This window comes from Streptomyces violaceoruber, assembly GCF_033406955.1.
In the GTDB taxonomy this organism is placed as follows: Bacteria; Actinomycetota; Actinomycetes; order Streptomycetales; family Streptomycetaceae; genus Streptomyces; species Streptomyces violaceoruber.
In genome coordinates this window covers 2,354,386-2,380,644 of sequence record NZ_CP137734.1, presented here as the reverse complement: position 1 = coordinate 2,380,644, position 26,259 = coordinate 2,354,386, and the positions used below count along the sequence as shown (strand labels likewise).

Genomic DNA, 26,259 nt, shown 5'->3' with positions numbered 1-26,259 from the left:
CAAGGAGAACCACCGTGTCCCACAGCACGGTGCCTCGGACCAGGGCCGAGGCCGATGCGACGAAGAAGACCCCGGCGGCGTCCGGCGACGCCACCGGCCCCGACGGCGGGAGGCGGCAGCCGGGGAAGCCGCCGAGCCTGCGGCTGCGGTTCCGCCGCGACCGCGTACTGCTGCTGATGACGCTGCCGGCCGTGCTGCTGGTACTGCTCTTCAACTACGTGCCGATCCTCGGCAACGTCGTCGCCTTCCAGGAGTACGACCCCTACCTCAGCGACAACGGGATCGTCTCCATCCTGCACAGCCCCTGGGTGGGCCTGGAGAACTTCCAGCGGATCTTCGAGGACTCCGCCTTCTGGAACTCGGTGCGCAACACCCTCGTGCTCTTCCTGCTCCAGCTCGTGCTCTACTTCCCGATCCCCATCGCCCTCGCGCTGCTCATCAACAGCGTGGTCAGGCCCCGGGTACGGGCGATCTCGCAGGCCATCCTCTACCTGCCGCACTTCTTCTCGTGGGTGCTGGTGATCGCCGTCTTCCAGCAACTGCTCGGCGGCGCAGGGCTGCTGTCCCAGCTGCTGCGCGACCACGGGTACGACGGGCTCGGCGTCATGACCGACCCGGACACCTTCAAGTTCCTGGTCACCGCGCAGAGCGTGTGGAAGGACGCCGGCTGGGGGATCATCGTCTTCCTCGCCGCCCTCGCCTCGGTCAGTCCCGACCTGTACGAGGCCGCCGCGATGGACGGCGCGAACCGCTGGCGCCGCATGTGGCACGTCACGCTGCCCGCGCTGCGTCCGGTGATCGCCCTGCTGCTGGTGCTGCGCGTCGGCGACGCCCTGACGGTGGGCTTCGAACAGATCCTGCTGCAACGCGACGCCGTGGGACCGGGCGCGGCGGAGGTCCTCGACACCTTCGTGTGGTGGAACGGCGTGCGCAACCAGGACTTCGGTTACGCGGCCGCCGCGGGGCTCGTCAAGGGCGTCATCAGCCTCGGCCTGGTGCTGGTGGCCAACAAGGTGGCCCACCTCATGGGCGAGCAGGGGGTGTACAAGAAGTGACCGCCGTACCCGAAGCGACAGCCGTACGGGACACGACCGCCGCGAGCGGCACGCTGCCACGCCGGCCCCGCCCGTGGGAGGCCCCGCCCCGCCCCGTGTGGGAGGAGAAGCCCAGCCGGGCCGGACTCGCCGGCAAGGGACTCGTGCTGCTCCTGGCCTGCCTGGGCATCCTCTTCCCGCTGTGGATCGTCGTCGTCACCAGCCTCTCCAGCCGCAGGTCCATCGACGAGGCGGGCGGCCTGGTGATGATCCCCAAGGACATCACCTTCGTCGCCTACCAGGAGCTGCTCAGCGGCGGCCAGGTCACCCGCGCCGCCCTCGTCAGCATCGGCGTCACACTCGTCGGCACCCTGTTCTCCATGGCCGTGTCCGTGCTGTGCGCCTACGGGCTCTCCCGCAGCGGCTCGCTGGGCCACCGCTGGATCCTCATGGTGCTGCTCGCCACGATGTTCTTCAGCGCCGGTCTCATCCCCACCTACCTGCTGGTGCAGTCCCTGGGCCTGACCGACAGCTACCTCGCGCTGATCCTGCCCAGCGCGATCAGCGTCTTCAACATCCTGGTGCTGCGCGGCTTCTTCATGGGCATCTCCCAGGAACTGATCGACAGCGCCCGCATCGACGGCGCCGGGGACCTGCGCATCCTGTGGCGGATCGTCCTGCCGCTGTCCCGCGCGGTCGTCGCGGTCATCACCCTCTTCTACGCCGTCGGCTACTGGAGCGCCTGGTTCAACGCCTCCCTCTACCTGAACGACCAGGACATGCTGCCCCTGCAGAACGTCATGATCCAGCTGGTGCAGAAGCAGGAGGCACCGGTCGGCCTCGGCCAGGCGATCAAGACCGGTGAACTGTCCGGGCTGGCCGTGCAGATGGCCGTGATGGTCATGGCCCTGCTGCCGGTGGCCGTCCTGTCGCCCTTCGTCCAGCGCCACTTCAGGAAGGGCATGCTCACCGGGGCGGTGAAGGGCTGATGCCGGGCCTGTCCGACGCCACCCGCCGGCGCATCCTCTTCGGCGGCGACTACAACCCCGAGCAGTGGCCCGAGGAGACCTGGCCCGAGGACGTACGCCTGATGAAGACCGCCGGCGTCAACTCCGTCACCCTCGGCGTCTTCTCCTGGTCGAAGCTCGAACCACGCCCCGGCGTCCACGACTTCGGCTGGCTGGACCGGCTCATGGACCTGCTGCACGAAGGCGGCATCGGCGTCGTCCTCGCCACCCCCACCGCCTCGCCCCCGCCCTGGCTGGGGCACCTGCACCCCGACACCCTGCCGCGCGACGCCGACGGCCGCACCGAGTGGTGGGGCGGCCGACAGCACTTCTCGCACTCCAGCACCGCCTACCGCCGACACGCCGCCGCCATCACCGAGGCACTGGCCGCGCGGTACGGGGGCCACCCCGCGCTCACCATGTGGCACATCAACAACGAGTACTGCACCTACGACCACGGCGACGAGGCCGCCACCCGCTTCCGCCGCTGGCTCCGGGACCGCTACGGCACCCTCGACGCCCTCAACACCGCCTGGGGCACCGCCTTCTGGAGCCAGGGCTACGGCGACTGGGCCGAGGTCGTCCCGCCCCGCCGCGCCCACTACCTGAGGAACCCCACGCAGGTCCTGGACTTCCGGCGCTTCACCTCCGACATGCTCCTGGAGTGCTGCACCGCCGAGCGCGACATCGTCCGCCGCCACACCCCGCACATCCCGGTCACCACCAACTTCATGCCGCTGTGGTCGGGCCAGGACGCCTGGCGCTGGGCCGAGGAGGAGGACGTCGTCTCCGTCGACCTCTACCCCGACCCGCGCGACCCGTTCGGCGCCCAGGAGGGTGCCCTGGTCCAGGACATGACCCGCTCCCAGGCCCGCGGCCCGTGGATGCTCATGGAGCAGGCGGCCGGTGCCGTCAACTGGCGCGGCGTGAACCACCCCAAGCCGCGCGGCCTCAACCGCCTCTGGTCGCTCCAGGCGGTGGCCCGCGGCGCGGACGCCGTCTGCTACTTCCAGTGGCGCCAGTCGCGGCAGGGTGCCGAGAAGTTCCACTCCGGGATGGTCTCCCACGCGGGGGAGCGAGGGCGTACCTACCAGGAGGTCAAGCAGCTCGGCGCGGACCTGGCCCGGATCGCGCCGCACGTCACCGGCGGTGCGGTCGCCGCCGACGTGGCCGTCCTGCACGACTGGCACTCCTGGTGGGCCGGCGACCAGGAGGCCCGGCCCTCCCGAGAGGTCGACTACCCCGACGTCCTGCGCGCCTGGCACCGCGCGCTCTGGCAGGCCGGTCTCACCACCGACTTCGCCCGCCCCGACCACGACCTGACCGGCTACCGGCTCGTGGTCGTCCCGCAGCTCTACCTCCTCACCGACGCGGCCGTCGACAACCTCGTCGCCCACGTGCGTGGCGGCGCCACCCTCGTCTGCGGCTTCCTGACCGGGGTCGCCGACCAGGACGACCGGATACGGCCCGGTGCCATGGACGTCCGGCTGCGCGAGCTGTTCGGCATCCGCACCCTGCACGAGTGGTGGCCGCTGCGGCCGGGAGAGAGAGCCGAGTGCGAGGGCGGCCTGCGCGGCACCCTGTGGTCCGAGGAACTCGAGCCCGACGGCACCGCCGACGAGACGATCGCCTACCGGGGCGGGGAACTCGACGGACTGCCGGCCGTCCTGCGCAAGGGCCGCGCCTGGTACCTCTCCACGCTCCCCGAGCCGGACCGGCTGCGCGCGCTGCTGGCCCGCGCCGCCGCCGACGCGGGCGTCCGGCCGGTGCTCGACGGGCTCCCGGACGGCGTCGAGGCGGTCCGGCGCGGTGACCTGCTGTTCCTGCTCAACCACGGCCGCGAACCGGTCACCGTCGACCTCCCGGGCACCCACCACGACCTGCTGACGCAGACGACGGCCACCGACCGGATCACCCTCGGCCGCTACGGCGCGGCGGTGCTGAAGCCATGAGCGCCACGCCCGTCCACGGCACCTGGGAGCCGGAACCCGCCGCCCGCTGGGAGGACGCCTTCCTGAGCGGCAACGGCCACCACGGCGTCCTCGTGTCCGGCGATCCGGACGCCGACCGGGTGATCGTCACCCACCACACCCTCGTCCGCCCCGACGGCGACGACGGACACCGCCGCCCGCCCGCGCTCGCCGCCGGGCTCACCGCCCTCCAGGACCGGCTGCTGGCCGGGGACGCCACCGCCGCCGAGGACTTCACCGACGGCCGCCCGCTGCAGTGGGTGCGCCCCTTCCACCCGGCCTTCCAACTGCGCCTGAACCGACCACCGGGCGACGACACCCACCATCCGCACGACACCCGCCGCTCCCACGCCCCGTACCGCCGTGCCGTCGACTTCACCACCGGCGAGACCACGGCCGCCCGCGGCGACTGGACCAGCCGCGTCTTCGTCTCCCGCGCCGACGACGTGATCGTCCAGCGCGTCACCGCACCGCGCCTCACCCTCGACCTCTCCCTCGACCCCCGCCTCCCCGGCGCCCCCGCCGGACTCCGCATCGGCCACGGCGCCGTCCTCGCCCCCGAGGGCGCCCTGCTCACCCTGCGCGCCCGCTACCCCGGCAGCGACCTCGCCTACACCGGCGTCACCCTCGTCGCCGTCACCGGCGGCACGGTGAGGCTGGTCCCGCCGGGCGTCCTCGTCGAGGGCGCCACCGAGGTACTGCTCCTCACCCGGGTGCGCCGCCACACCGGCGAGCTGGACACGGTCGCCGAGAGCCGCGCCCTGCGCGACCTGCTGGACGGCACCTCGCACGCGGCCCCGTACGACGGCCTCCTCGCCCGGCACCTGACCCGGCACCGCACCGCGTACGACCGCGTCACCCTCGACCTCGCCGCCGACCCCGCCGAACGCGCCCTGCCCGGCTCGGAACTGCTCGCCCGGCCCGGCGGCCCCGCCCTGCTCGAGCGGCTCTTCGCCGCCGGCCGCTACCACCTGTTGTCGGCGAGCGGCCTGCTCCCGCCCCGCCTCACCGGCCTGTGGACCGGCGACTGGAACACCGCCTGGTCCGGCGCCTTCACCACCAACGCCAACCTCAACCTCCAGACCGCCTCCGCCGCGGCCGCCGCCCTCCCCGAGGTCACCGAGGCCCACGCCGCGCTGGTCCACCGGCAACTGCCCGACTGGCGGGACAACGCCCGCGAGATCTTCGGCACCCGGGGCGTGGTCGCGCCCTCGCACACCGACGGCGAGTGCGGCCACACCCACCACTTCAGCCGCGAGTACCCGCTGCACCTGTGGACCGCGGGCGCCGACTGGCTGCTCAAGCCCCTCGTCGACCACGACGAGACCCGGGACGCCCACGACCCGCGCACCACCGCCGCCCTGGCCGAAGCCGCCCTCTTCTACGAGGACTTCCTCCACCGCACCGACGAACACGGCCACCTGGCCGTCGTGCCCTCCTACTCGCCCGAGAACCGCCCGGCGAACGCGAGCTGGGGCACCCTGAACGCGGCGATGGACCTCTCCGCCGCCCGGCACGCCCTGCTGACCGCCGCCGACCGCCACCCCGAGCACGCCGACCGCTGGCGCGCCCTCGCCGACCGCCTCCCCGCGCACCGGGTCAACGCCGACGGCGCGCTCGCCGAGTGGGCGTGGCCCGGCCTGACGGACACCTACGACCACCGCCACCTCAGCCACCTCTACGGCGTCTGGCCGCTGGACGAGATCAACCCGTACGACACCCCCGACCTCGCCGAGGCCGCCCACCGCGCCCTCGAACTGCGCGGCGCCGAGAACGACTCCGCCCACGGCCACCTCCACCACGCCCTGGTCGCGGCCAGGCTCCGCGACGGCGACCGGGTCGCCCACGCGCTCGGCCGGATCCTGGACGGCGACTACTTCCACGCGTCCCTGATGAGCGCGCACTACCCCCACCGCGACGTCTACAACGCGGACGCCGCGCACGCCCTGCCCGCCGTGCTCATCGAGATGCTGGTGCAGTCCACCCCCGGCCGACTGGTCCTGCTGCCCGCCCTGCCCGCCTCCTGCCCGCAGGGCGAACTCAGAGGCGTACGCACCCGGTTCGGGGCCGTACTCGACCTCACCTGGAGGCCCGACGGCAGCGCGACGGCCGTCCTGCGCCCGGACCGCACCCGCCGCATCGAACTCAGGACCCCCTCCGGCGCCGAACCGCTCGACCTCGTCGCCGGGGAGGACCGCGCCATCAGCGTCCCGGCGCGGTAACACCAGCGCACGTCCCCCCCACCCATGGAAGGAAACGCCATGGCACCACGCACGCGCCCCACCCGCACCCGCGCCCGCACGCGCACCCTGACCGCCCTCCTCGCCCCGGCCCTCGCGCTCGGCGCCACCGTCGGACTCGCCGCCGCCCCCGCCCAGGCCGCCGTCTGGAACTCCTGCGACCAGTGGGGCAACACGAGCCTGAACGGCTACACCCTCTACAACAACATCTGGGGCTCCGGCGCCGGCAGCCAGTGCGTGTGGGCCAACTCCGGCACCGACTGGGGCGTCTGGGCCGACCACCCCAACACCGGCGGCATCAAGTCCTACCCGAACGCCAAGAAGGTGATCAACAAGCCGATCACCTCCCTCTCCTCGCTCACCAGCAGCTACAACGTCACGGTTCCGTCGTCCGGGGCGTACAACACCTCGTACGACATCTGGGACACGGACTACGACTACGAGATCATGCTCTGGGTCAATCACCACGGCGCCGTCGGCCCCCTCGGCACCTTCCAGGGATCCGTCGGCCTCGGCGGCCACACCTGGGACGTCTACAAGGGGAACAACGGCGCCAACGAGGTCTTCTCGTTCCTGCGCACCTCGGACTCGAACTCCGGCACCGTGAACATCCTCCCGATCCTGAAATGGATCAAGGACACCAAGGGCTGGATGGGCAACGAGACCATCGGCGACGTGCAGTTCGGCTACGAGATCACCTCGTCCGCCGGCGGCCTCGACTTCCGTACCAACAACCTGACGGTCAGCGGCGGCTGACCACGGCACCCGTGCGCCGTCCCGGGGAGGGCTGGGCGAAGCCGACCCGGGACGGTGTCCGGGCAGGCCGGGGCACGAGGCACACGCCCGGGAGAGTCCTTGCGGGGTCCGGGAGTGCCGGTGCGCGGGGCAAAGCCGCTCCTACGGCCGGACGGGCGCCGGTCCCGAGCTGGCCCGGACGGTCAGTTCCGGCGCGAGCAGCACGACCTCGTCGCTGCCGCGGCCGTCGAGCTTGGCGACCAGCTGTTCCACGGCCCGCCGGCCCATCTCCTGCGCGGGCACCGCGACCGAGGTGAGCCGCACCGAGGCCTGGGTGGCGACCTGCTCCGGGCAGACCGCCACCACCGACACGTCCTCCGGCACCGCCCGGCCCTGCTGGCGCAGCAGGGCGAGCAACGGCTCGACCGCCGACTCGTTCTGCACGACGAAGCCCGTGGTGTCCGGACGTTCGTCGAAGACGCGGGCCAGCGTCGCGGACATCGCGTCGTACCCGCCCTCGCAGGGCCGGTGCAGCAGCCGCAGACCCAGCTCGCGGGCGCGCGTGCGCAGCCCGTCGAGGGTGCGCTCGGCGAATCCGGTGTGCCGTTCGTAGACGGCGGCGGCCTCGCCTATGACGGCGATGTCGCGGTGCCCCAGCTGCGCCAGGTGCTCCACGCACAGCGCGCCGGTCGCCCGGAAGTCCAGGTCGACGCAGGTGAGGCCCTCGGTGTCGGCGGGGAGTCCGATCAGGACGGACGGCTGGTGGGTGTCGCGCAGCAGCGGGAGCCGCTCGTCGTCGAGCTCGACGTCCATGAGGATCATCGCGTCGGCGAGCCCGCTGCCGGTGACCCGGCGCACCGCGTCGGGGCCCTCCTCACCGGTGAGCAGCAGGATGTCGTACCCGTGGGTGCGCGCACCGGCCGCGACCGCGATGGCGATCTCCATCATCACCGGTACGTACATGTCGGTGCGCAGCGGGATCATGAGGGCGATGATGTTCGACCGGCTGCTGGCCAGTGCGCGGGCACCGGCGTTCGGGTGGTAGCCGAGCTTCCGGATGCTCTCCTCGACCCGCTGCCGGGTGGTGGTGGAGATGGACCGCTTGCCGCTGAGGACATAGCTCACCGTGCTCGCCGAGACTCCGGCGTGCTGGGCGACCTCGGCGAGGGTGACCATCCGGCCCTCCAAGTGTTGTGAAGCGCTTCGACAGCGCGTGGGACCAGTAGGAATGGGGCGAGGGTGGTTCGACAGTAGCCGCAGTGTGGATGGGTGTCCATAGTCCGTCGAAGCGCTTCGACTCGCTCGTCCGCCACGTTTCCCTCTCCGGCCTTCCCCCGCAGTATCGGCCGAACGGCCGCACGAAGGGTGGCCGGGTCGCCCCGGATCGGGTACATACGATCGGGTAGCACCGACTAGGTAACGTACGTCCGCAAGTTCGTGCAGGACGAATCGTGGCGAGGTGAGCCTCATGTCCGCACCACCCACCCCCTCCTCTTCTCCCCCCTCCCGCCCCACCGTCACCGAACGTGAGGCCCGCCAGGTAGCGGAGGCGGCCCGGGAACAGGACTGGCGCAAGCCCAGCTTCGCCAAGGAGCTGTTCCTCGGCCGCTTCCGTCTCGACCTCCTCCACCCCCACCCGCTCCCGGCCGACCAGGACGTACAGCGCGGCGAGGAGTTCCTCGCCAAGCTGCGCGACTTCTGCGAGACGAAGATCGACGGGGCGGTGATCGAGCGCGACGCGCGGATCCCCGACGACGTGATCACCGGGCTGAAGGAGCTGGGCGCCTTCGGCATGAAGATCGACACCAAGTACGGCGGCCTCGGCCTGACCCAGGTCTACTACAACAAGGCCCTCGCCCTGGTCGGATCCGCGAACCCCGCGATCGGCGCGCTGCTCTCCGCCCACCAGTCGATCGGCGTGCCGCAGCCGCTGAAGATGTTCGGCACCCAGGAGCAGAAGGACACCTTCCTGCCCCGCTGCGCCCGCACCGACATCTCGGCCTTCCTGCTGACCGAACCGGACGTCGGCTCCGACCCGGCGCGCCTGGCCACCACGGCCGTCCGGGACGGCGACGGCTACGTCCTGGACGGCGTGAAACTGTGGACCACCAACGGCGTGGTCGCCGACCTGCTCGTGGTCATGGCCCGCGTCCCGAAGCCCGAGGGCGGCAAGGACGCGGCGGGCGGCATGGGCGGCATCACCGCGTTCGTGGTCGAGGCCGCCTCCGAGGGCATCACGGTGGAGAACCGCAACGCCTTCATGGGCCTGCGCGGCCTCGAGAACGGCGTCACCCGCTTCCACCGCGTCCGCGTCCCGGCGGCCAACCGCATCGGCCCCGAGGGCGCCGGCCTGAAGATCGCTCTGACCACCCTCAACACCGGCCGCCTCTCCCTCCCCGCGATGTGCGTCGGCGCGGGCAAGTGGTGCCTGAAGATCGCCCGCGAGTGGTCGGCGGTGCGCGAGCAGTGGGGCAAGCCGGTCGCGCTGCACGAGGCGGTCGGCTCCAAGATCTCCTTCATCGCGGCGACGACCTTCGCGCTGGAGGCCGTCCTGGACCTCTCCTCCCAGATGGCCGACGAGGACCGCAACGACATCCGCATCGAGGCCGCCCTGGCCAAGCTCTACGGCTCCGAGATGGCCTGCCTGATGGCCGACGAACTGGTCCAGATCCGCGGCGGCCGGGGCTTCGAGACCGCGGCCTCCCTCGAAGCCCGGGGCGAGCGCGCGGTCCCCGCCGAGCAGCTCCTGCGGGACCTGCGCATCAACCGCATCTTCGAGGGCTCCACCGAGATCATGCACCTGCTGATCGCGCGCGAGGCGGTCGACGCCCACCTCTCGGTCGCCGGCGACCTGATCGACCCCGACAAGACCCTCTCCGACAAGGCGAGGGCGGGCGCGCAGGCCGGCGTCTTCTACGCCAAGTGGCTGCCGAAGCTCGTCGCGGGCCCCGGCCAACTCCCGCGCTCGTACGCGGATTTCCACCCCTCGGGCCACCCCGACCTCTCCTCCCACCTGCGCTACGCCGAGCGCACCGCCCGCAAGCTCGCCCGCTCCACCTTCTACGCCATGTCCCGCTGGCAGGGCCGGATGGAGACCAAGCAGGGCTTCCTGGGCCGGATCGTCGACATCGGCGCGGAGCTGTTCGCGATGAGCGCCGCGTGCGTGCGCGCCGAGCACCTGCGCGTGAAGGACGACCACGGCCGCGAGGCGTACCAGCTCGCCGACGCCTTCTGCCGCCAGTCCCGCATCCGCGTCGAGGAACTCTTCGGCCGCCTGTGGAGCAACACCGACGACCTGGACCGCAAGGTCGTCAAGGGCGTGCTCGGAGGTGCCTACGAGTGGCTGGAGGAGGGCGTCGTCGACCCGTCGGGCACCGGCCCCTGGATCGCGGAAGCGGCGCCGGGCCCGTCCCGGCGGGAGAACGTCCGCCGCGCCATCGGCTGACCGGGGGCCCCGGCCGGACGGAACGCCCGCGCGGGAGAGACGCCTCGGCGATCTCCCGCGCGGGCCCGCGACACCCGACCGAGGGACGCGCTGTCCTCCCGGAGGGCCGATGCGGACACAATGGGGGGATGAGCGACAGTCCAGCCCCACTCGCCGACCCCCACCTCGTCTACGACCCGGTGGCGGGCGACGGCCCGAAGGACGTGGTGGTCCTCGGGTCCACCGGGTCGATCGGGACCCAGGCCATCGACCTCGTGCTGCGCAACCCGGACCGCTTCCGGGTCACCGCCCTGTCCGCCAACGGCGGCCGGGTCGCCCTCCTCGCCGAGCAGGCGTACCGGCTGAAGGCGCGGACCGTCGCCGTCGCCCGCGAGGACGTCGTACCGGCGCTCCGGGAGGCGCTCACCGCCCAGTACGGCACGGGCGAGCCGCTCCCCGAGATCCTCGCCGGGCCGGAGGCGGCCACCCAGCTCGCCGCCTCCGACTGCCACACCGTGCTCAACGGCATCACCGGCTCCATCGGACTCGCGCCCACGCTCGCCGCCCTGGAGGCGGGCCGCACCCTCGCGCTGGCCAACAAGGAGTCGCTCATCATCGGCGGCCCGCTGGTCAAGGCGCTGGCCAAGCCGGGCCAGATCATCCCGGTCGACTCCGAGCACGCCGCCCTCTTCCAGGCGCTGGCCGCCGGCACCCGCGCCGACGTGCGCAAGCTGGTCGTCACCGCCTCCGGCGGCCCGTTCCGGGGCCGTACCAGGGACGAGCTGGCGGCCGTCACCGTCGAGGACGCCCTCGCCCACCCCACCTGGGCCATGGGCCCGGTGATCACGATCAACTCCGCGACGCTCGTCAACAAGGGCCTGGAGGTGATCGAGGCCCACCTGCTCTACGACATTCCCTTCGACCGCATTGAGGTGGTCGTGCACCCGCAGTCGTATGTCCACTCGATGGTTGAGTACACGGACGGATCGACCCTGGCCCACGCCACGCCCCCCGACATGGGCGGGCCCATCGCCGTGGGCCTCGGCTGGCCCGAACGCGTCCCCGACGCCGCCCCCGCCTTCGACTGGAGCAAGGCCTCGACCTGGGAGTTCTTCCCGCTCGACAACGAGGCCTTCCCCTCCGTCGACCTGGCCAGGCACGTCGGACAGCTCGCGGGCACGGCCCCGGCGGTGTTCAATGCCGCCAATGAGGAGTGCGTCGAGGCGTTCCGCTCCGGCGCGCTGCCGTTTCTCGGGATCATGGAAACCGTCACGCGGGTGGTCGAGGAGCACGGCACCCCCCGTACGGGAACCTCGCTCACCGTCGCGGACGTCCTCGAAGCGGAGACCTGGGCACGCGCCCGGGCCCGGCAACTGGCGGCACAGACGGCGGAGGCCCGTGCATGACGACCCTGATGTTCATCCTCGGCATAGTCCTCTTCGCCGTCGGCCTGCTGTTCTCCATCGCCTGGCACGAGCTGGGCCACCTGTCCACCGCCAAGATGTTCGGCATCCGGGTGCCGCAGTACATGGTGGGCTTCGGACCGACGCTCTTCTCGAAGAAGAAGGGCGACACCGAGTACGGCGTCAAGGCCATCCCCTTCGGCGGCTACATCCGCATGATCGGCATGTTCCCGCCCGGCCCCGACGGCCGCATGGAGGCACGCTCCACCTCGCCCTGGCGCGGGATGATAGAGGACGCCCGCTCGGCCGCCTTCGAGGAACTTCAGCCCGGTGACGAGAAGCGCCTCTTCTACACGCGCAAGCCGTGGAAGCGCGTCATCGTGATGTTCGCCGGCCCGTTCATGAACCTGATCCTCGCCGTGGTGCTCTTCCTCACGGTGCTGATGGGCTTCGGCATCTCCCAGCAGACCACCACCGTCAGCTCGGTCTCCCAGTGCGTCATCTCGCAGAGCGAGAACCGCGACGACTGCGCCAAGTCCGACCCGGCCTCCCCGGCCGCGGCGGCGGGCCTGCGGGCCGGGGACAAGATCCTCGCCTTCGACGGCGTACGCACCGACGACTGGGACAAGCTGTCCGACCTGATCCGCGCCAACCCCGGCGAGGACGTGCCGGTCGTCGTCGAGCGCAAGGGCGAGGAGATCACCCTCCACGCGACCATCGCCACCAACAAGGTCGCCAAGAAGGACTCCAACGGACAGATCGTCCAGGGCGAGTACGTCACGGCGGGCTTCCTCGGCTTCAGCTCCGCCACCGGCGTGGTGAAACAGGACTTCGGCCAGTCCGTGACCTGGATGGGCGACCGGATCGGCGACGCCGTCGACAACCTCGCCGCCCTGCCCGCCAAGATCCCCGCCCTGTGGGACGCGGCCTTCGGCGACGGACCCCGCGAGGCCGACTCCCCGATGGGTGTCGTCGGCGCCGCCCGCGTCGGCGGCGAGATCGCCACCCTGGACATCCCGCCCACCCAGCAGCTCGCCATGTTCGTCATGCTGGTGGCCGGCTTCAACCTCTCCCTGTTCCTCTTCAACATGCTCCCGCTGCTGCCGCTCGACGGCGGTCACATCGCGGGCGCGCTGTGGGAGTCGCTGCGCCGGGCCACCGCCAAGGTGCTGCGCAGGCCCGACCCCGGGCCCTTCGACGTGGCGAAGCTGATGCCGGTGGCCTACGTGGTGGCGGGCGTCTTCGTCTGCTTCACGCTGCTCGTGCTGGTCGCGGACGTCGTCAACCCGGTCCGCATCACCTGACGACGAGAAGCCCGATCCGGAGAGCCTGTCCCTCCGGACCGGGCTTCACTCACCTCGCCCGGCAGATGGACGCCATAGGGTGCATCTCCCGTACGCCGCGTACCCGGCGTTCATGTCGGTGCCGTAATCTCGAAGGCCGGAGCCCGCCGCTGAACGGGGCCGGACCTTGATCCACGACTTGGGGTTGCACAGCAGATGACTGCGATTTCTCTCGGCATGCCGGACGTTCCGACCAGGCTCGCGGAGCGCCGCAAGAGCCGGCAGATCCAGGTCGGGCCCGTGGCGGTGGGCGGCGACGCCCCCGTGTCGGTGCAGTCCATGACCACGACCCGCACCTCCGACATCGGGGCCACGCTCCAGCAGATCGCCGAGCTGACGGCGTCCGGCTGCCAGATCGTCCGGGTGGCCTGCCCCACCCAGGACGACGCCGACGCGCTGCCCGTCATCGCGAGGAAGTCGCAGATCCCGGTGATCGCGGACATCCACTTCCAGCCCAAGTACGTCTTCGCCGCGATCGAGGCCGGCTGCGCGGCGGTCCGGGTGAACCCGGGCAACATCAAGCAGTTCGACGACAAGGTCAAGGAGATCGCCAAGGCGGCGAAGGACCACGGCACGCCCATCCGCATCGGCGTGAACGCCGGCTCCCTCGACCGCCGCCTGCTCCAGAAGTACGGCAAGGCGACCCCCGAGGCCCTCGCCGAGTCCGCCCTCTGGGAGGCGTCGCTCTTCGAGGAGCACGACTTCCGCGACATCAAGATCTCGGTCAAGCACAACGACCCGGTCGTCATGGTCGAGGCCTACCGCCAGCTCGCCGCCCAGTGCGACTATCCCCTCCACCTCGGCGTCACCGAGGCGGGCCCGGCGTTCCAGGGCACCATCAAGTCGGCGGTCGCCTTCGGCGCACTCCTCTCCCAGGGCATCGGCGACACCATCCGCGTCTCCCTCTCCGCCCCGCCGGTCGAGGAGATCAAGGTCGGCATCCAGATCCTGGAGTCGCTGAACCTGCGCCAGCGCGGCCTGGAGATCGTCTCCTGCCCGTCCTGCGGCCGCGCCCAGGTCGACGTCTACAAGCTGGCCGAGGAGGTCACCGCCGGTCTGGAAGGCATGGAGGTCCCCCTCCGCGTCGCCGTCATGGGCTGCGTCGTCAACGGCCCCGGCGAGGCCCGCGAGGCCGACCTCGGCGTCGCCTCCGGCAATGGCAAGGGACAGATCTTCGTCAAGGGCGAGGTCATCAAGACCGTCCCCGAGTCCAAGATCGTGGAGACCCTCATCGACGAGGCCATGAAGATCGCCGAGCAGATGGAGAAGGACGGCGTGACCTCCGGCGAACCCTCCGTCTCCGTCGCGGGCTGATCCACCCCTCAGGGGGTGTCGTTTGGATCTTGCCGGGGTCGCGGGGTCTGGCACGCACATCTGCGGCGTTGTCGTCGGTTGCCAGGGCTCCGCGTTGTCGCCCTCCTCCGCCTTGCAGCTGCACGCGCCAGACCCCGCTCGGGTCGGCCACAAGGCACCGTCGGCCGCGGCCGGCCTGATCCAAACGGCACCCCCTAGTGCCGCGTCGCCCCAGGGGGCGGCGCGGCATATTCATGGCAGGTACAGTGCGGGGACCAGCAGATCTCAGGGTGAGGCCCCCGCACGTGTTGACGCAGACCACCTCCCGCGTGCTCGAACCGAGCGACCTGGACGCCGCGCTCGCCATCCTCGACCGCGACCCGGTCGCGAACGCCTTCGTGACCGCCCGCGTGCAGATCGCCGGTCTCGACCCGTGGCGCCTCGGCGGCGAGATGTGGGGCTGGTACGAGCACGGCATGCTCACCTCCCTGTGCTACGCGGGCGCCAACCTCGTGCCCATCTGCGCCACCCAGCGCGCCGTCCGCGCCTTCGCCGACCGCGCCCGCCGGGCCGGCCGCCGCTGCTCCTCGATCGTCGGCCCGGCCGGTCCGACCGCCCAGCTGTGGCGGCTGCTCGAACCGGGCTGGGGCCCGGCCCGCGAGGTCCGCACCCACCAGCCCCTCATGGTCGCCGACCGCCTCCCCGACGACATGGCCCCGGACCCCTACGTCCGCCGCGTCCGCAAGGACGAGGTGGAGCGGATCATGCCGGCCTGCGTGGCGATGTTCACCGAGGAGGTCGGCATCTCCCCGATGGCCGGCGACGGCGGCCTGCTCTATCAGGCCCGGGTCGCCGAACTCGTCGGCTCCGGCCGCTCCTTCGCCCGCTTCGACGCCGACGGCAAGGTCGTCTTCAAGGCCGAGATCGGCGCCGCCACCGACCGCGCCTGCCAGATCCAGGGCGTGTGGGTGGCCCCCGAGTACCGCGGCAAGGGCCTGGCCGCCCCCGGCATGGCGGCGGTCCTGCGCTACGCCCTCACGGACGTCGCCCCGGTGGCGAGCCTCTACGTCAACGACTTCAACACCGCGGCGCGACGGACCTACCTCCGGGTCGGCTTCCAGGAGGTGGGCGCCTTCATGAGCGTCCTCTTCTGAACCTCCACCGCACACCTGCACCGGCACCCCCCGGCACCACCCCCTGTAGGCTCCCGGCATGGACCTCGTGATCGGCCCACTGGACCTCTCCGCGCACGTGGACGAGGCCCTGGCCGTCCAAGCCGCCGCCTTCGGCCTCGGCCCCGACGAGGTGGCCGTCCGCCGTCAGATCGTCCTGCGCCACATGACCCACCCGGGAGCCAGAGCCCTCGGCGCCACCGTCCGGGGCCGTCTCGTCGGCTTCGTCTACGGCATGCCCAACGACCGCACCCACTGGTGGTCCACGGTCGTCGAGCCGTACCTCCGCGCCCAGGGCACCGACGCCTGGCTCGACGACTCCTTCGTCATCACGGAGCTGCACGTCCACCCCTCCCACCAGAACCGCGGCGCGGGCCGCTCCTTGATCACCACGATCACCGACGCCGCCACCGAGCCCCGCTCGATCCTCTCCGCGATCGACACCGAGAGCCCCGCGCGCGGCCTCTACCGCTCCCTCGGCTACCAGGACCTCGCCCGCCGGGTCCTCTTCCCCAGCGCACCCAAGCCGTACGCGGTCATGGGCGCCACGCTCCCCCTGCTGAGGCGCACCCCCGGTCAATAACCGATTTCCACCCCACCGGACCACCCGGCTAACCTCCTAGCACCACCCTTACGCAGCAGGAGACACGAGAACCATGGCCAACGCACCGGTCCAGCGCATGTCGAAGTTGATGGCGAAGACGCTGCGCGACGACCCGGCGGACGCCGAGGTCCTCAGCCACAAGCTGCTGGTCCGCGCCGGCTACGTGCGCCGCACCGCCGCCGGCCTGTGGAGCTGGCTGCCGCTCGGCAAGAAGGTCCTCGGCAACATCGAGCGCATCGTCCGCGAGGAGATGGACGCCATCGGCGCCCAGGAGGTCCAGCTCCCCGCCCTCCTGCCGCGCGAGCCGTACGAGGCCACGGGCCGCTGGCAGGAGTACGGCCCCGAACTCTTCCGCCTCCAGGACCGCAAGGGCGGCGACTACCTCCTCGGCCCCACCCACGAGGAGATCTTCACCCTCCTCGTCAAGGACCAGGCGTCCTCCTACAAGGACCTGCCGGTCATCCTCTACCAGATCCAGAACAAGTACCGCGACGAGGCCCGCCCCCGGGCCGGCATCCTGCGCGGCCGCGAGTTCCTCATGAAGGACTCCTACTCCTTCGACGTGGCCGACGAGGGCCTCGCCGAGTCCTACGCCCTGCACCGCGCCGCCTACCAGCGCATCTTCGAGCGCCTGGGCCTCGACTACCGCATCGTCGCGGCCACCGCCGGCGCCATGGGCGGTTCCAAGTCCGAGGAGTTCCTGGCCCCCGCGGAGGCCGGCGAGGACACCTTCGCGGACTGCCCGAACTGCGACTACGCCGCCAACACCGAGGCGATCACCTTCCGGCTCACGCCGGTCGACGCGACGGACGTCCCCGCCGCCGAGGACATCCCGACCCCCGACACCCCCACCATCGAGACGCTGGCCGCCTCCCTCGGCGTAGAGGCCTCCGCCACCCTCAAGAACCTCCTCGTCAAGGTGGACGGCGAGATCGTCGCCGTGGGCGTGCCGGGCGACCGCGAGGTCGACATGGACAAGGTCGAGGCCCACTTCGCCCCCGCCGCCGTCGAACTGGTCACCGCCGAGGACTTCGTCGGCCGCCCCGACCTGGTCCGCGGCTACGTCGGCCCGCAGGGCCTGGGCGAGAAGGTCACGTACATCGCCGACCCCCGCGTCGCGCCGGGCACCGCGTGGATCACGGGCGCCAACAAGGCCGACACCCACGCCAAGAACGTCGTGGCGGGCCGCGACTTCGAGGTCGACACCTACGTCGACGTCGTGGTCGTCCGCGAGGGCGACCCCTGCCCCAACTGCGGCACCGGCCTCAAGCTGGACCGCGCCATCGAGATCGGCCACATCTTCCAGCTGGGCCGCAAGTACGCCGACGCCCTCAAGCTCGACGTCCTCGGCCAGAACGGCAAGCCGGCCCGCGTCACCATGGGCTCCTACGGCATCGGCGTCTCCCGCGCGGTGGCCGCCCTCGCCGAGCAGCACGCCGACGACAAGGGCCTCGTCTGGTCCAAGGAGGTCGCCCCGGCCGACGTCCACGTGGTCGCCGCGGGCAAGGCGCTGCAGACCGAGCTGGCCCTGGAGGTCTCCGACAAGCTGGCCGCGGCCGGCGTCCGCGTCCTGGTGGACGACCGGGCGGGGGTCTCTCCCGGCGTGAAGTTCACCGACGCCGAACTCATCGGCGTCCCCCAGATCCTGGTGGCCGGCCGCCGCTCCGGCGAGGGCGTCGTCGAACTGAAGGACCGCCGCACGGGCGAGCGCGAGGAAGTAACGGTCGAGGAGGCCCTCACCCGCCTCACGAGCTGACACCCGGGGGCCACCCCGGGGTCGGTGGGTGACACGACCCGGCGTGGTCCTGGCACCCGGGGTGGATGCGGGCGCGAGGGGGAGCGAGGCCCGGCGTTGCGGGGTGCCTCCCCCCGTGCCTGAACGGCCTGGGAGGTACCCCCACCGCCCACCCCGCCCCAACGGCACGACTGCCCGCAGCTGCGGCGGCGCGCAGCTGCCGCGGCGTGGCGGATACGCGCGGCGGGGACGGGCGGTCAGCCGCGTACGGCGGGGCGAGGGACGCGGAGCGAGGGCGGCCCGCAGCCGCGTACGGCGTGGCGGCTGCTCGCAGCGACGGCGGGGGAGCCGCGTACGGCGGGGCGGGGGACGCGGAGCGTGGGCGGGGAGAGCCGCGTACGGCGAGAAGGGGCCGTGTCGGGGGGTGTCCGCCCGCAGCGGTTGGCGCGTCAACGCCCCGAGCCTTTTCAAGCGACCGATTCCGCGCCGTTCCGAGGACGGACACCCCCCGGCGCGGCCCCGACCCACCACCGCACGCACCGCGCTACGCGCACCCCCACCGCACCCGCACAGGCGCCGCAGGCACCCGCACCGTCACAACCAGCCCGCGAACTCCAACAACAGCTCCGCGTCCCGCTCCCGCCCCACCCGCCGGGCCCGCACCCCCGACTCCACCGCCCGGAACAGCGTCCACCCCCGCAGCCGCTCCTGATCGACCTCCAGCGACTCCGCCAGCCGCTTGATCCGCCGCCGAGTCGTCGACGCCCCCGACGGCTGCGCGATCAGATCCTCCACCCGGTCCCGCACCAGCCGCGCCAGATCGAACGCACTCTCCCCGACCACCGGATCGGGCCCCACCGCCAGCCACGGCATCCGATCCCCGGCGAGCACCTTGCTCTGCCGGAACGTCCCGTGCAGCAGCCGCTGCTCCGACGGCCCGCCCAACAGCTCCGCACGCGCCGCGAGCGCCGCGTCCACCAACGGCGCCACCTGCGCGTCCGCCGCCGCTCCCGCCCGCATCGCCTCCGCCTGCCGCCCCGTCCGCTCGGCCACCGTCTCGAACGGATGGGAGCCCGGCGGCTCCACCCACAGCCGCCGCAGCGTCCCCGCCGCCTCCAGCAACGCCTTCGCCTCCGGCAACGACCGCACCGACACGTCCGGATGCAGCCGCTCGAGCAGCAGCACGCCCTCCTCGTCCCCCTCCTCCCGCACCTGCACGGCACCCCGCCCACCCCAGTGCGCGAGCGCCGCCCGCTCGCTCTCCGGCCGCGCCCGGCGCGGGGCGAGTTTCAGCACCGCCGGCGCCCCCTCGGCCGTCCGCACCAGCACCACCAGGCTGCTGCGCCCCCCGGGCACCTGCACCCGCTCCACCGTCAACCCCCGCCGCGCCACCGCCCGCTCCGCCACTTCGGGCAGCGTCGCCAACCAGTCGTCACCCTCCGGTGCCGTCTCGCCGAACGCCCTGACCAAACGCCGCGGCGGTTCGAAAGCCATGCGCGAGCCGTTCCCTTCCCGTACGGAAAGCCGTACGCGTTACGCAGTCGGTGAGGCCGTCGCCGTCGCCGTGTCGGAGGCACCCGGAGCGGCACTCCGCCCGGCCGGCGTGCCGACCCGCTCGGCGAGCCCAGGGAAGGCTACGCTCCCGCCCCGCCAGCGCACCGCGCGGACCGCCGCCTCGCGCAGCGCCCCGGCCGCCGAGGTCCGCCCGCCGCCCTCGGCCGCCCGCACCAGGTCGGAGTAGACCCCGGCCAGCCGGTCCTCCAGTTCCGCCGCCAGCCGCACGGCCGCCGCCGAGTCCGGCACCGAGAAGGGGAGCGCGTACCCCGCCGCCGCGGCGACCGGTTCGCCTCCCAGGTCCCGCACCTCGCGCGCCAGCGCGTCCCGCCGCGCCCGGTGCGCGTCATACGCCGTCCGCGCCTCGGCACGCCGATCCTCAGCGATCCGCCCGCCGACGACGCCGTAGCCGTACACGGCCGCGTGCTCCGCGGCCAGCGCTGCCTGGAGGGCGTCCAGCCGCCCGTTGCCCGCCTTGCCCACCCGTCAGCCCTCCGTCAGTAGAAACACGTGCGCCGCCCCGGCCGCCGCGACGGAGGCCAGCAGCCGCGCCTGCTCACCCGGCACATCGAGCAGCGCCTCGGTCCGTCGGCCGGCCAGCTTCCGCTCGGCCCCGGCGAGCAGGGCCAGGGCCCCCTTCTCGTCCGCCGGCACGGCATCGGAGCCGTCGGAGTCGTTCGCCGGCCCGGCAGCCCGGACGGAGGCCGAAGGGGACGCCGCCGTACCCGCCGCGGTACCCGACGCCGTCGGCGAGGCCGCCCGCACCCCGCCGAACGCCTCCGCGTGCCGCACGACCTCTTCCCGCAGCGGCCGCAGCCGCTCCGCCAGCCCCGGATGTGCCGCGATCACGGCCGCGTACCGCGCGGCCAGTTCCTCACTGTCCCGGGCCGCACGCGCGCGTGCCCGCTCGACAGCCGAGGGCCCGGCCCCCGCCTCGCCGGAGCCCGGCCCTCCGGTACAGCCGGCGAGCAGGGCGGCCCCGGCGGCCGACGCGAGCAGGCTCCTTCTGCGCGGCCCCCTGGGCAGACGCGGCGATGGGGAAAGCGACACGGCAGACGTCCTCGACAGGCTCGTACGGAAACGACGACAAGACGACAAAGCGACGACAAACGAGAAGCAGACCAACAATCAACGAGCAGCGGACCACCGACGAACGAGAGGCGGACCACCGACGAACGAGCAGCGGACCACCGACGAACGAGCAGCAGACCGACGATCACCGAGACGGAAACCCGCAATCCCACCGCCCGTGATCACGGTACCCGTGCCCCGCCCGCCCACCACTCACCGGCACCGCCGGACCCGGGTGGACGGCAACACCCCCCGCGACCGGATACCCTTTGACCAGACACGCGCACCGACCCACAACAGCACACGCGGCCGAGGAGTCACCCGGATGAGCACCACCCAGAGCGAGAGGCTGCGAGAGCTGCTTGAGCCGCTCGTCGCCTCCCAGGGACTGGACCTCGAAGAGATCGCGGTGGACTCGGTCGGCCGCAGGCGTGTGCTGAGCGTGGTCGTGGACTCCGACACCGGAGCGGACCTCGACCGGATCGCCGATGTGAGCCGCGCGCTCTCGGCGAAGCTCGACGAGACCGACGCGATGGGTGAGGGGGAGTACACCCTCGAGGTCGGCACCCCCGGCGCCGAGCGCTCCCTCACCCAGCACCGCCACTACGTGCGCGCCACGGACCGCCTGGTCCGCTTCCAGCTGCGCGAGGGCGGCGAACTGGTCGCCCGCATCCTCGCCGTGGACGAGGACGGGCTCGACCTCGAGGTGCCAGGAGTGAAGGGCCGCAGGCCCACCACCCGCAGACTGCCCTTCGGCGACATCGACAAGGCACGCGTCCAGGTCGAGTTCAACCGCAAGGACACCAAGAACGACAACCAGACGGAACACGACAACAAGACGGAAGAGGAGGAGGCGTAGCCGTGGACATCGACATGAGCGCCCTGCGGGGCTTGGTACGGGAGAAGGAGATCTCCTTCGACCTGCTGGTCGAAGCGATCGAGTCGGCCCTCCTCATCGCCTACCACCGCACCGAGGGAAGCCGCCGGCACGCGCGCGTGGAGCTCGACCGGAACACCGGCCATGTGACCGTGTGGGCGAAGGAGGACCCCGACGACCTCGAGGAGGGCCAGGCGGCCCGCGAGTTCGACGACACCCCGTCCGACTTCGGCCGCATCGCCGCCACCACCGCCAAGCAGGTCATCCTGCAGCGGCTGCGCGACGCCGAGGACGACGCGACCCTCGGCGAGTACGCCGGCCGTGAGGGCGACATCGTCACCGGCGTGGTCCAGCAGGGCCGCGACCCGAAGAACGTGCTGGTGGACATCGGCAAGCTGGAGGCCATCCTGCCGGTGCAGGAGCAGGTGCCGGGCGAGACCTACCCGCACGGCGCGCGTCTGCGCTCGTACGTCGTCCGGGTGGCCAAGGGCGTCCGGGGCCCCTCCGTGACGCTCTCCCGCACGCACCCCAACCTGGTGAAGAAGCTGTTCGCCCTGGAGGTGCCGGAGATCGCCGACGGATCCGTCGAGATCTCCGCGATCGCCCGCGAGGCCGGCCACCGCACCAAGATCGCCGTGCGCTCCACCCGCTCGGGCCTGAACGCCAAGGGCGCCTGCATCGGCCCCATGGGCGGCCGGGTGCGCAACGTCATGGGCGAGCTGAACGGCGAGAAGATCGACATCGTCGACTGGTCGGACGACCCGGCCGAGATGGTGGCGAACGCGCTCTCCCCGGCCCGCGTCTCCAAGGTGGAGGTCGTGGATCTGGCGGCCCGCTCCGCACGCGTGATCGTGCCCGACTACCAGCTCTCGCTGGCCATCGGCAAGGAGGGCCAGAACGCCCGTCTCGCGGCCCGGCTGACCGGCTGGCGGATCGACATCCGCCCGGACACCGAGCAGCCCTCCGACGCGTCGCCGGAGCAGTCGTCCGGCGGCCGCGGGGAATAGATCCAAGCCGCACGCCGCTGAGATCACGACAGCTTTGCGTGCGGCACGTGTTCGATTCTTACCCCGAAGGGGTGAGGTCGGTCCGGGGAGGTAGACTTAGGAGTGTCTGGCCGGACACGTACCCGAGCATGCCCGGAGCGCACCTGCGTGGGGTGCCGGGAGCGAGCGGTCAAGAGCGAGCTGCTGCGCACCGTGGCGGTCGAGGGTCATTGCACCCCTGATCCACGCGGTACGCTGCCCGGCCGGGGTGCGTACGTACACCCCGCGCCGGACTGTGTCGACCAGGCGGTGCGCCGCAAGGCGTTTCCGCGGGCGCTCCGCGTCCCGGGTCCGCTCGACGTAAAGGCGTTGCGCCACTACGTCGAGCAGGCAGAAGGTTGCAGCAAGGTTGCTGAAAGCAGCATGTGAGCAACGTGGTAAGGAAGACATGCCGCGCGGAACCCCGCGCAGCTTGGTACCTCGCGAGTCGAAAGCAGGTCGAGATTGCGATGAGCACTCGATGAGTACGCGATGAGTACGCCCATGAACTAGCGACGGTCCGGACGCAACCCGGACCTCAGAGGAGCGAAGTGGCTAAGGTCCGGGTCTACGAACTCGCCAAGGAGTTCGGTGTCGAGAGCAAGGTCGTCATGGCCAAGCTCCAGGAACTCGGTGAATTCGTCCGTTCGGCGTCTTCGACCATCGAAGCGCCCGTAGTACGCAAGCTGACAGACGCATTCCAGCAGGGTGGCGGCAACGGCCGTTCCGCCGGCCGCCCCGCGGCCCCCAAGAAGGCCGCCCCCAGGCCGTCGGCGCCGTCCCCGGCGCAGGCCGGTCCCTCCCAGGCCGCCCCGGCGGCGGGGGACCGTGCGGCCGCCCCGCGGCCGTCGGCCGCACCCAAGGCGCCGGCTGCCCAGCAGCCCGCGGCTCCGTCGGCCCCCGCGCCGGCTCCGTCGCAGGGGCCGCGTCCGACGCCGGGCCCCAAGCCCGCGCCGCGTCCGGCCCCGGCCGCGCCGGAGTTCACCGCTCCGCCGGCGGCTCCCGCCGCTCCGTCGACTCCGGCCCCGGCTCCGTCCGGTCCGAAGCCCGGCGGTGCGCGTCCCGGTGCCCCCAAGCCCGGCGGCGCCCGTCCGTCCGGTCCGGGTCAGGACCGTGGCCAGCAGGGCGGCCAGGGCCGTCCCGGCGGTCAGCGTCCCGGTGCCCCGGCGCAGCGTCCCGGCGGCCGTCCCGGCGGTCCGCGTCCGGGTAACAACCCCTTCACCTCCGGCGGCAACGCCGGCATGGCGCGCCCGTCGGCGCCCCGTCCGCAGGGCGGTCCCCGCCCGGGCGGTCCCGGTGGTGCTCCCGGCGGCGGTCCCCGTCCGCAGGGTCCCGGCGGTCAGGGCGGCGGTCCCCGCCCCCAGGCTCCGGGCGGCAACCGTCCGAGCCCGGGCTCGATGCCTCGTCCGCAGGGCGGCGGCGCAGGCCCCCGTCCCGGCGGCGGCCCGCGTCCGAACCCCGGCATGATGCCGCAGCGTCCCGCTGCCGGCCCGCGTCCCGGCCCCGGTGGCGGCGGTCGCGGTCCCGGCGGTGCCGGTCGTCCCGGTGGCGGCGGCGGTCGTCCCGGTGGCGGCGGCTTCGCCGGTCGTCCCGGTGGCGGCGGTGGCGGTCGTCCGGGTGGCGGCGGCGGTTTCGCCGGTCGTCCCGGCGGTGGCGGCGGCTTCGGCGGCGGCGGTGGCCGTCCCGGCTTCGGCGGTCGTCCCGGCGGCCCCGGTGGCCGTGGTGGCACGCAGGGCGCCTTCGGCCGTCCCGGCGGTCCCGCGCGTCGCGGTCGCAAGTCGAAGCGGCAGAGGCGCCAGGAGTACGAGGCCATGCAGGCCCCGTCGGTCGGCGGCGTGATGCTGCCCCGCGGCAACGGCGAGACCATTCGCCTGTCGCGCGGTGCGTCGCTCACCGACTTCGCGGAGAAGATCAACGCCAACCCGGCGTCGCTCGTCGCGGTCATGATGAACCTCGGCGAGATGGTCACCGCGACCCAGTCCGTCTCCGACGAGACGCTCCACCTCCTCGCCGGCGAGATGAACTACACGGTTCAGATCGTCAGCCCGGAGGAGGAGGACCGCGAGCTGCTCGAGTCCTTCGACCTGGAGTTCGGCGAGGACGAGGGGTCCGAAGAGGACCTGGTCGTCCGTCCTCCGGTGGTCACGGTCATGGGTCACGTCGACCACGGCAAGACCCGACTGCTCGACGCCATCCGCAAGACGAACGTCATCGCGGGCGAGGCCGGCGGCATCACCCAGCACATCGGTGCCTACCAGGTCGCGACCGAGGTCAACGACGAAGAGCGCAAGATCACCTTCATCGACACCCCGGGTCACGAGGCGTTCACCGCCATGCGTGCCCGCGGTGCCCGGTCGACCGACATCGCGATCCTGGTCGTCGCGGCCAACGACGGCGTCATGCCGCAGACGGTCGAGGCGCTCAACCACGCCAAGGCGGCCGAGGTCCCGATCGTCGTCGCGGTCAACAAGATCGACGTCGAGGGTGCCGACCCGACCAAGGTGCGCGGTCAGCTGACCGAGTACGGCCTGGTGGCCGAGGAGTACGGCGGCGACACCATGTTCGTCGACATCTCCGCCAAGCAGGGTCTGCACATCGACTCCCTGCTGGAGGCCGTGGTCCTCACCGCGGACGCCTCGCTCGACCTGCGGGCCAACCCGGTCCAGGACGCGCAGGGCATCTCGATCGAGTCCCGTCTCGACCGCGGCCGCGGTGCCGTGGCGACGGTCCTCGTGCAGCGAGGCACCCTGCGGGTCGGCGACACGATGGTGGTGGGCGACGCCTACGGCCGCGTCCGCGCCATGCTCGACGACAACGGCAACAACGTCGCCGAGGCGGGTCCGTCCACGCCGGTCCAGGTGCTGGGTCTGACCAACGTCCCGGGCGCCGGTGACAACTTCATCGTGGTCGAGGAGGACCGTACGGCCCGCCAGATCGCGGAGAAGCGCGCCGCCCGCGAGCGCAACGCCGCGTTCGCCAAGCGCACGCGCCGCGTGTCGCTGGAGGACCTGGACAAGGTGCTGAAGGCCGGCGAGGTCCAGCAGCTCAACCTGATCATCAAGGGCGACGCGTCCGGATCGGTCGAGGCGCTGGAATCCTCCCTGCTCCAGCTGGACGTCGGCGAAGAGGTCGACATCCGCGTCCTGCACCGCGGCGTCGGTGCGGTCACGGAGTCCGACATCGACCTGGCGATGGGCTCCGACGCCATCGTGATCGGCTTCAACGTGCGCGCCGCCGGGCGTGCCGCGCAGATGGCCGAGCGCGAAGGCGTGGACGTCCGGTACTACTCGGTCATCTACCAGGCGATCGAGGAGATCGAGGCGGCCCTCAAGGGCATGCTCAAGCCGGAGTACGAAGAGGTCGAGCTGGGCACGGCGGAGATCCGCGAGGTCTTCCGCTCCTCCAAGCTGGGCAACATCGCGGGTGTTCTCATCCGCTCCGGCGAGGTCAAGCGCAACACCAAGGCGCGCCTCCTGCGCGATGGCAAGGTCATCGCGGAGAACCTCAACATCGAGGGTCTGCGTCGCTTCAAGGACGACGTCACCGAGATCCGCGAAGGCTTCGAGGGCGGTATCAACCTCGGAAACTTCAACGACATCAAGGTCGACGACGTCATCGCGACGTACGAGATGCGCGAGAAGCCGCGGGTGTAAGTACCGCGACTTCCGGGAGTGACCGGTCCGGGGCCGGTCGGCGGAGCACAATTCCGTCGATCGGCCCCGGCCGTTCGTTGTACGGTTCAGATGTCCCCGCCCGTTCGCGGCGGGGCCAT

Annotated in this window: 20 protein-coding genes; 16 read left to right on the top strand and 4 right to left on the bottom strand. The window is 72.1% G+C overall.

Annotated elements, in window-relative coordinates; translation table 11 throughout:
* The first annotated feature begins 14 nt into the window (after nt 1-14).
* The 5 genes from R2E43_RS10215 to R2E43_RS10195 are packed head-to-tail and all read left to right on the top strand — an operon-like array spanning nt 15 to nt 7,007.
* Nucleotides 15-1,055: an ABC transporter permease gene (locus R2E43_RS10215; protein ID WP_011030392.1), complete on the top strand. Its 1,041-nt coding sequence runs from the start codon at nt 15-17 to the stop codon at nt 1,053-1,055.
* A gap of 53 nt (nt 1,056-1,108) precedes the next feature.
* Complete coding sequence (locus tag R2E43_RS10210; RefSeq protein WP_161270559.1) at nt 1,109-2,023, top strand: carbohydrate ABC transporter permease; 915 nt, start codon at nt 1,109-1,111, stop codon at nt 2,021-2,023.
* Nucleotides 2,023-3,993: a beta-galactosidase gene (locus tag R2E43_RS10205; protein WP_011030394.1), complete on the top strand. Its 1,971-nt coding sequence runs from the start codon at nt 2,023-2,025 to the stop codon at nt 3,991-3,993. The genes R2E43_RS10210 and R2E43_RS10205 overlap by 1 nt, the downstream gene beginning before the upstream one ends.
* A complete protein-coding gene (locus tag R2E43_RS10200) occupies nt 3,990-6,233 on the top strand; it encodes a glycosyl hydrolase family 95 catalytic domain-containing protein (protein WP_332056133.1) in 2,244 nt (747 codons plus the stop codon). Before R2E43_RS10205 ends, R2E43_RS10200 begins: the two co-directional genes overlap by 4 nt.
* 39 nt (nt 6,234-6,272) lie before the next feature.
* Nucleotides 6,273-7,007 (top strand): glycoside hydrolase family 12 protein, encoded by a 735-nt coding sequence (locus tag R2E43_RS10195; protein ID WP_106517478.1) that lies wholly within the window; start codon nt 6,273-6,275, stop codon nt 7,005-7,007.
* 141 nt (nt 7,008-7,148) lie between these two features.
* Here the strand turns inward: R2E43_RS10195 and R2E43_RS10190 are convergent, their stop codons facing one another.
* Nucleotides 7,149-8,162 carry a LacI family DNA-binding transcriptional regulator gene (locus R2E43_RS10190; protein ID WP_003973334.1) on the bottom strand — a complete coding sequence of 338 codons (1,014 nt, stop codon included), beginning with the start codon at nt 8,160-8,162 and terminating at the stop codon, nt 7,149-7,151.
* A 292-nt stretch (nt 8,163-8,454) separates the two neighbouring features.
* Here R2E43_RS10190 and R2E43_RS10185 point away from each other — a divergent pair, with 292 nt between their 5' ends.
* The 7 genes from R2E43_RS10185 (at nt 8,455) to R2E43_RS10155 (ending at nt 17,981) form a co-directional block, all read left to right on the top strand.
* Nucleotides 8,455-10,431, top strand: a complete 1,977-nt coding sequence (locus R2E43_RS10185; protein WP_106517477.1) for an acyl-CoA dehydrogenase family protein — start codon at nt 8,455-8,457, stop codon at nt 10,429-10,431.
* A gap of 128 nt (nt 10,432-10,559) precedes the next feature.
* Nucleotides 10,560-11,816, top strand: a complete 1,257-nt coding sequence (gene dxr / locus R2E43_RS10180) for a 1-deoxy-D-xylulose-5-phosphate reductoisomerase (RefSeq protein WP_106517476.1) — start codon at nt 10,560-10,562, stop codon at nt 11,814-11,816.
* Between the two features lie 8 nt (nt 11,817-11,824).
* Nucleotides 11,825-13,117 (top strand): M50 family metallopeptidase, encoded by a 1,293-nt coding sequence (locus R2E43_RS10175; RefSeq protein ID WP_003973331.1) that lies wholly within the window; start codon nt 11,825-11,827, stop codon nt 13,115-13,117.
* A 195-nt stretch (nt 13,118-13,312) separates the two neighbouring features.
* Nucleotides 13,313-14,470, top strand: a complete 1,158-nt coding sequence (gene ispG, locus R2E43_RS10170; RefSeq protein ID WP_087806966.1) for a flavodoxin-dependent (E)-4-hydroxy-3-methylbut-2-enyl-diphosphate synthase — start codon at nt 13,313-13,315, stop codon at nt 14,468-14,470.
* A 284-nt stretch (nt 14,471-14,754) separates the two neighbouring features.
* On the top strand, nt 14,755-15,603 hold the full coding sequence (locus R2E43_RS10165; protein WP_030873433.1) for a GNAT family N-acetyltransferase: 849 nt from the start codon (nt 14,755-14,757) through the stop codon (nt 15,601-15,603).
* 58 nt (nt 15,604-15,661) lie between these two features.
* Entirely contained in the window at nt 15,662-16,204 is a 543-nt protein-coding gene (locus R2E43_RS10160) for a GNAT family N-acetyltransferase (RefSeq protein WP_003973328.1), read from the top strand.
* Between the two features lie 73 nt (nt 16,205-16,277).
* A complete protein-coding gene (locus tag R2E43_RS10155) occupies nt 16,278-17,981 on the top strand; it encodes a proline--tRNA ligase (protein ID WP_003973327.1) in 1,704 nt (567 codons plus the stop codon).
* A 573-nt stretch (nt 17,982-18,554) separates the two neighbouring features.
* On the opposite strand, the gene R2E43_RS10150 is transcribed toward R2E43_RS10155, so the two are convergent.
* Genes R2E43_RS10150 through R2E43_RS10140 form a run of 3 tightly spaced genes read right to left on the bottom strand, consistent with a single transcriptional unit; the run spans nt 18,555 to nt 20,564 of the window.
* The gene (locus tag R2E43_RS10150) at nt 18,555-19,454 is read right to left on the bottom strand and encodes an aminoglycoside phosphotransferase family protein (RefSeq protein ID WP_030872274.1); all 900 of its coding nucleotides are present in this window, start codon (nt 19,452-19,454) and stop codon (nt 18,555-18,557) included.
* A 39-nt stretch (nt 19,455-19,493) separates the two neighbouring features.
* Nucleotides 19,494-19,997 carry a ferritin-like domain-containing protein gene (locus R2E43_RS10145; protein ID WP_011030399.1) on the bottom strand — a complete coding sequence of 168 codons (504 nt, stop codon included), beginning with the start codon at nt 19,995-19,997 and terminating at the stop codon, nt 19,494-19,496.
* 3 nt (nt 19,998-20,000) lie between these two features.
* Complete coding sequence (locus R2E43_RS10140; protein ID WP_106518899.1) at nt 20,001-20,564, bottom strand: hypothetical protein; 564 nt, start codon at nt 20,562-20,564, stop codon at nt 20,001-20,003.
* Nucleotides 20,565-20,910: 346 nt separating this feature from the next.
* Between R2E43_RS10140 and rimP the strand changes: the two genes are divergently transcribed.
* The 4 genes from rimP to infB all read left to right on the top strand — a co-directional run bounded on the left by rimP (nt 20,911) and on the right by infB (nt 26,140).
* Nucleotides 20,911-21,444, top strand: a complete 534-nt coding sequence (gene rimP, locus R2E43_RS10135; protein ID WP_003973323.1) for a ribosome maturation factor RimP — start codon at nt 20,911-20,913, stop codon at nt 21,442-21,444.
* A gap of 2 nt (nt 21,445-21,446) precedes the next feature.
* On the top strand, nt 21,447-22,469 hold the full coding sequence (gene nusA / locus R2E43_RS10130; protein WP_011030401.1) for a transcription termination factor NusA: 1,023 nt from the start codon (nt 21,447-21,449) through the stop codon (nt 22,467-22,469).
* Nucleotides 22,470-22,571: 102 nt separating this feature from the next.
* Entirely contained in the window at nt 22,572-22,877 is a 306-nt protein-coding gene (locus tag R2E43_RS10125) for a YlxR family protein (protein ID WP_003973321.1), read from the top strand.
* 161 nt (nt 22,878-23,038) lie between these two features.
* Nucleotides 23,039-26,140: a translation initiation factor IF-2 gene (infB, locus tag R2E43_RS10120; protein WP_011030402.1), complete on the top strand. Its 3,102-nt coding sequence runs from the start codon at nt 23,039-23,041 to the stop codon at nt 26,138-26,140.
* Nucleotides 26,141-26,259 lie beyond the last annotated feature (119 nt).

What these genes read in the sequence shown, in the direction of transcription:
- R2E43_RS10205 (WP_011030394.1), top strand. Translation starts at nt 2,023, where the DNA reads ATGCCGGGCCTGTCCGACGCCACCCGCCGGCGCATCCTCTTCGGCGGC.
- R2E43_RS10185 (WP_106517477.1), top strand. Translation starts at nt 8,455, where the DNA reads ATGTCCGCACCACCCACCCCCTCCTCTTCTCCCCCCTCCCGCCCCACC.
- dxr (WP_106517476.1), top strand. Translation starts at nt 10,560, where the DNA reads ATGAGCGACAGTCCAGCCCCACTCGCCGACCCCCACCTCGTCTACGAC.
- R2E43_RS10175 (WP_003973331.1), top strand. Translation starts at nt 11,825, where the DNA reads ATGTTCATCCTCGGCATAGTCCTCTTCGCCGTCGGCCTGCTGTTCTCC.
- R2E43_RS10155 (WP_003973327.1), top strand. Translation starts at nt 16,278, where the DNA reads ATGGCCAACGCACCGGTCCAGCGCATGTCGAAGTTGATGGCGAAGACG.
- ispG (WP_087806966.1), top strand. Translation starts at nt 13,313, where the DNA reads ATGACTGCGATTTCTCTCGGCATGCCGGACGTTCCGACCAGGCTCGCG.
- R2E43_RS10195 (WP_106517478.1), top strand. Translation starts at nt 6,273, where the DNA reads ATGGCACCACGCACGCGCCCCACCCGCACCCGCGCCCGCACGCGCACC.
- R2E43_RS10150 (WP_030872274.1), bottom strand. Translation starts at nt 19,454, where the DNA reads ATGGCTTTCGAACCGCCGCGGCGTTTGGTCAGGGCGTTCGGCGAGACG.
- rimP (WP_003973323.1), top strand. Translation starts at nt 20,911, where the DNA reads ATGAGCACCACCCAGAGCGAGAGGCTGCGAGAGCTGCTTGAGCCGCTC.
- R2E43_RS10160 (WP_003973328.1), top strand. Translation starts at nt 15,662, where the DNA reads ATGGACCTCGTGATCGGCCCACTGGACCTCTCCGCGCACGTGGACGAG.
- R2E43_RS10200 (WP_332056133.1), top strand. Translation starts at nt 3,990, where the DNA reads ATGAGCGCCACGCCCGTCCACGGCACCTGGGAGCCGGAACCCGCCGCC.
- R2E43_RS10190 (WP_003973334.1), bottom strand. Translation starts at nt 8,162, where the DNA reads ATGGTCACCCTCGCCGAGGTCGCCCAGCACGCCGGAGTCTCGGCGAGC.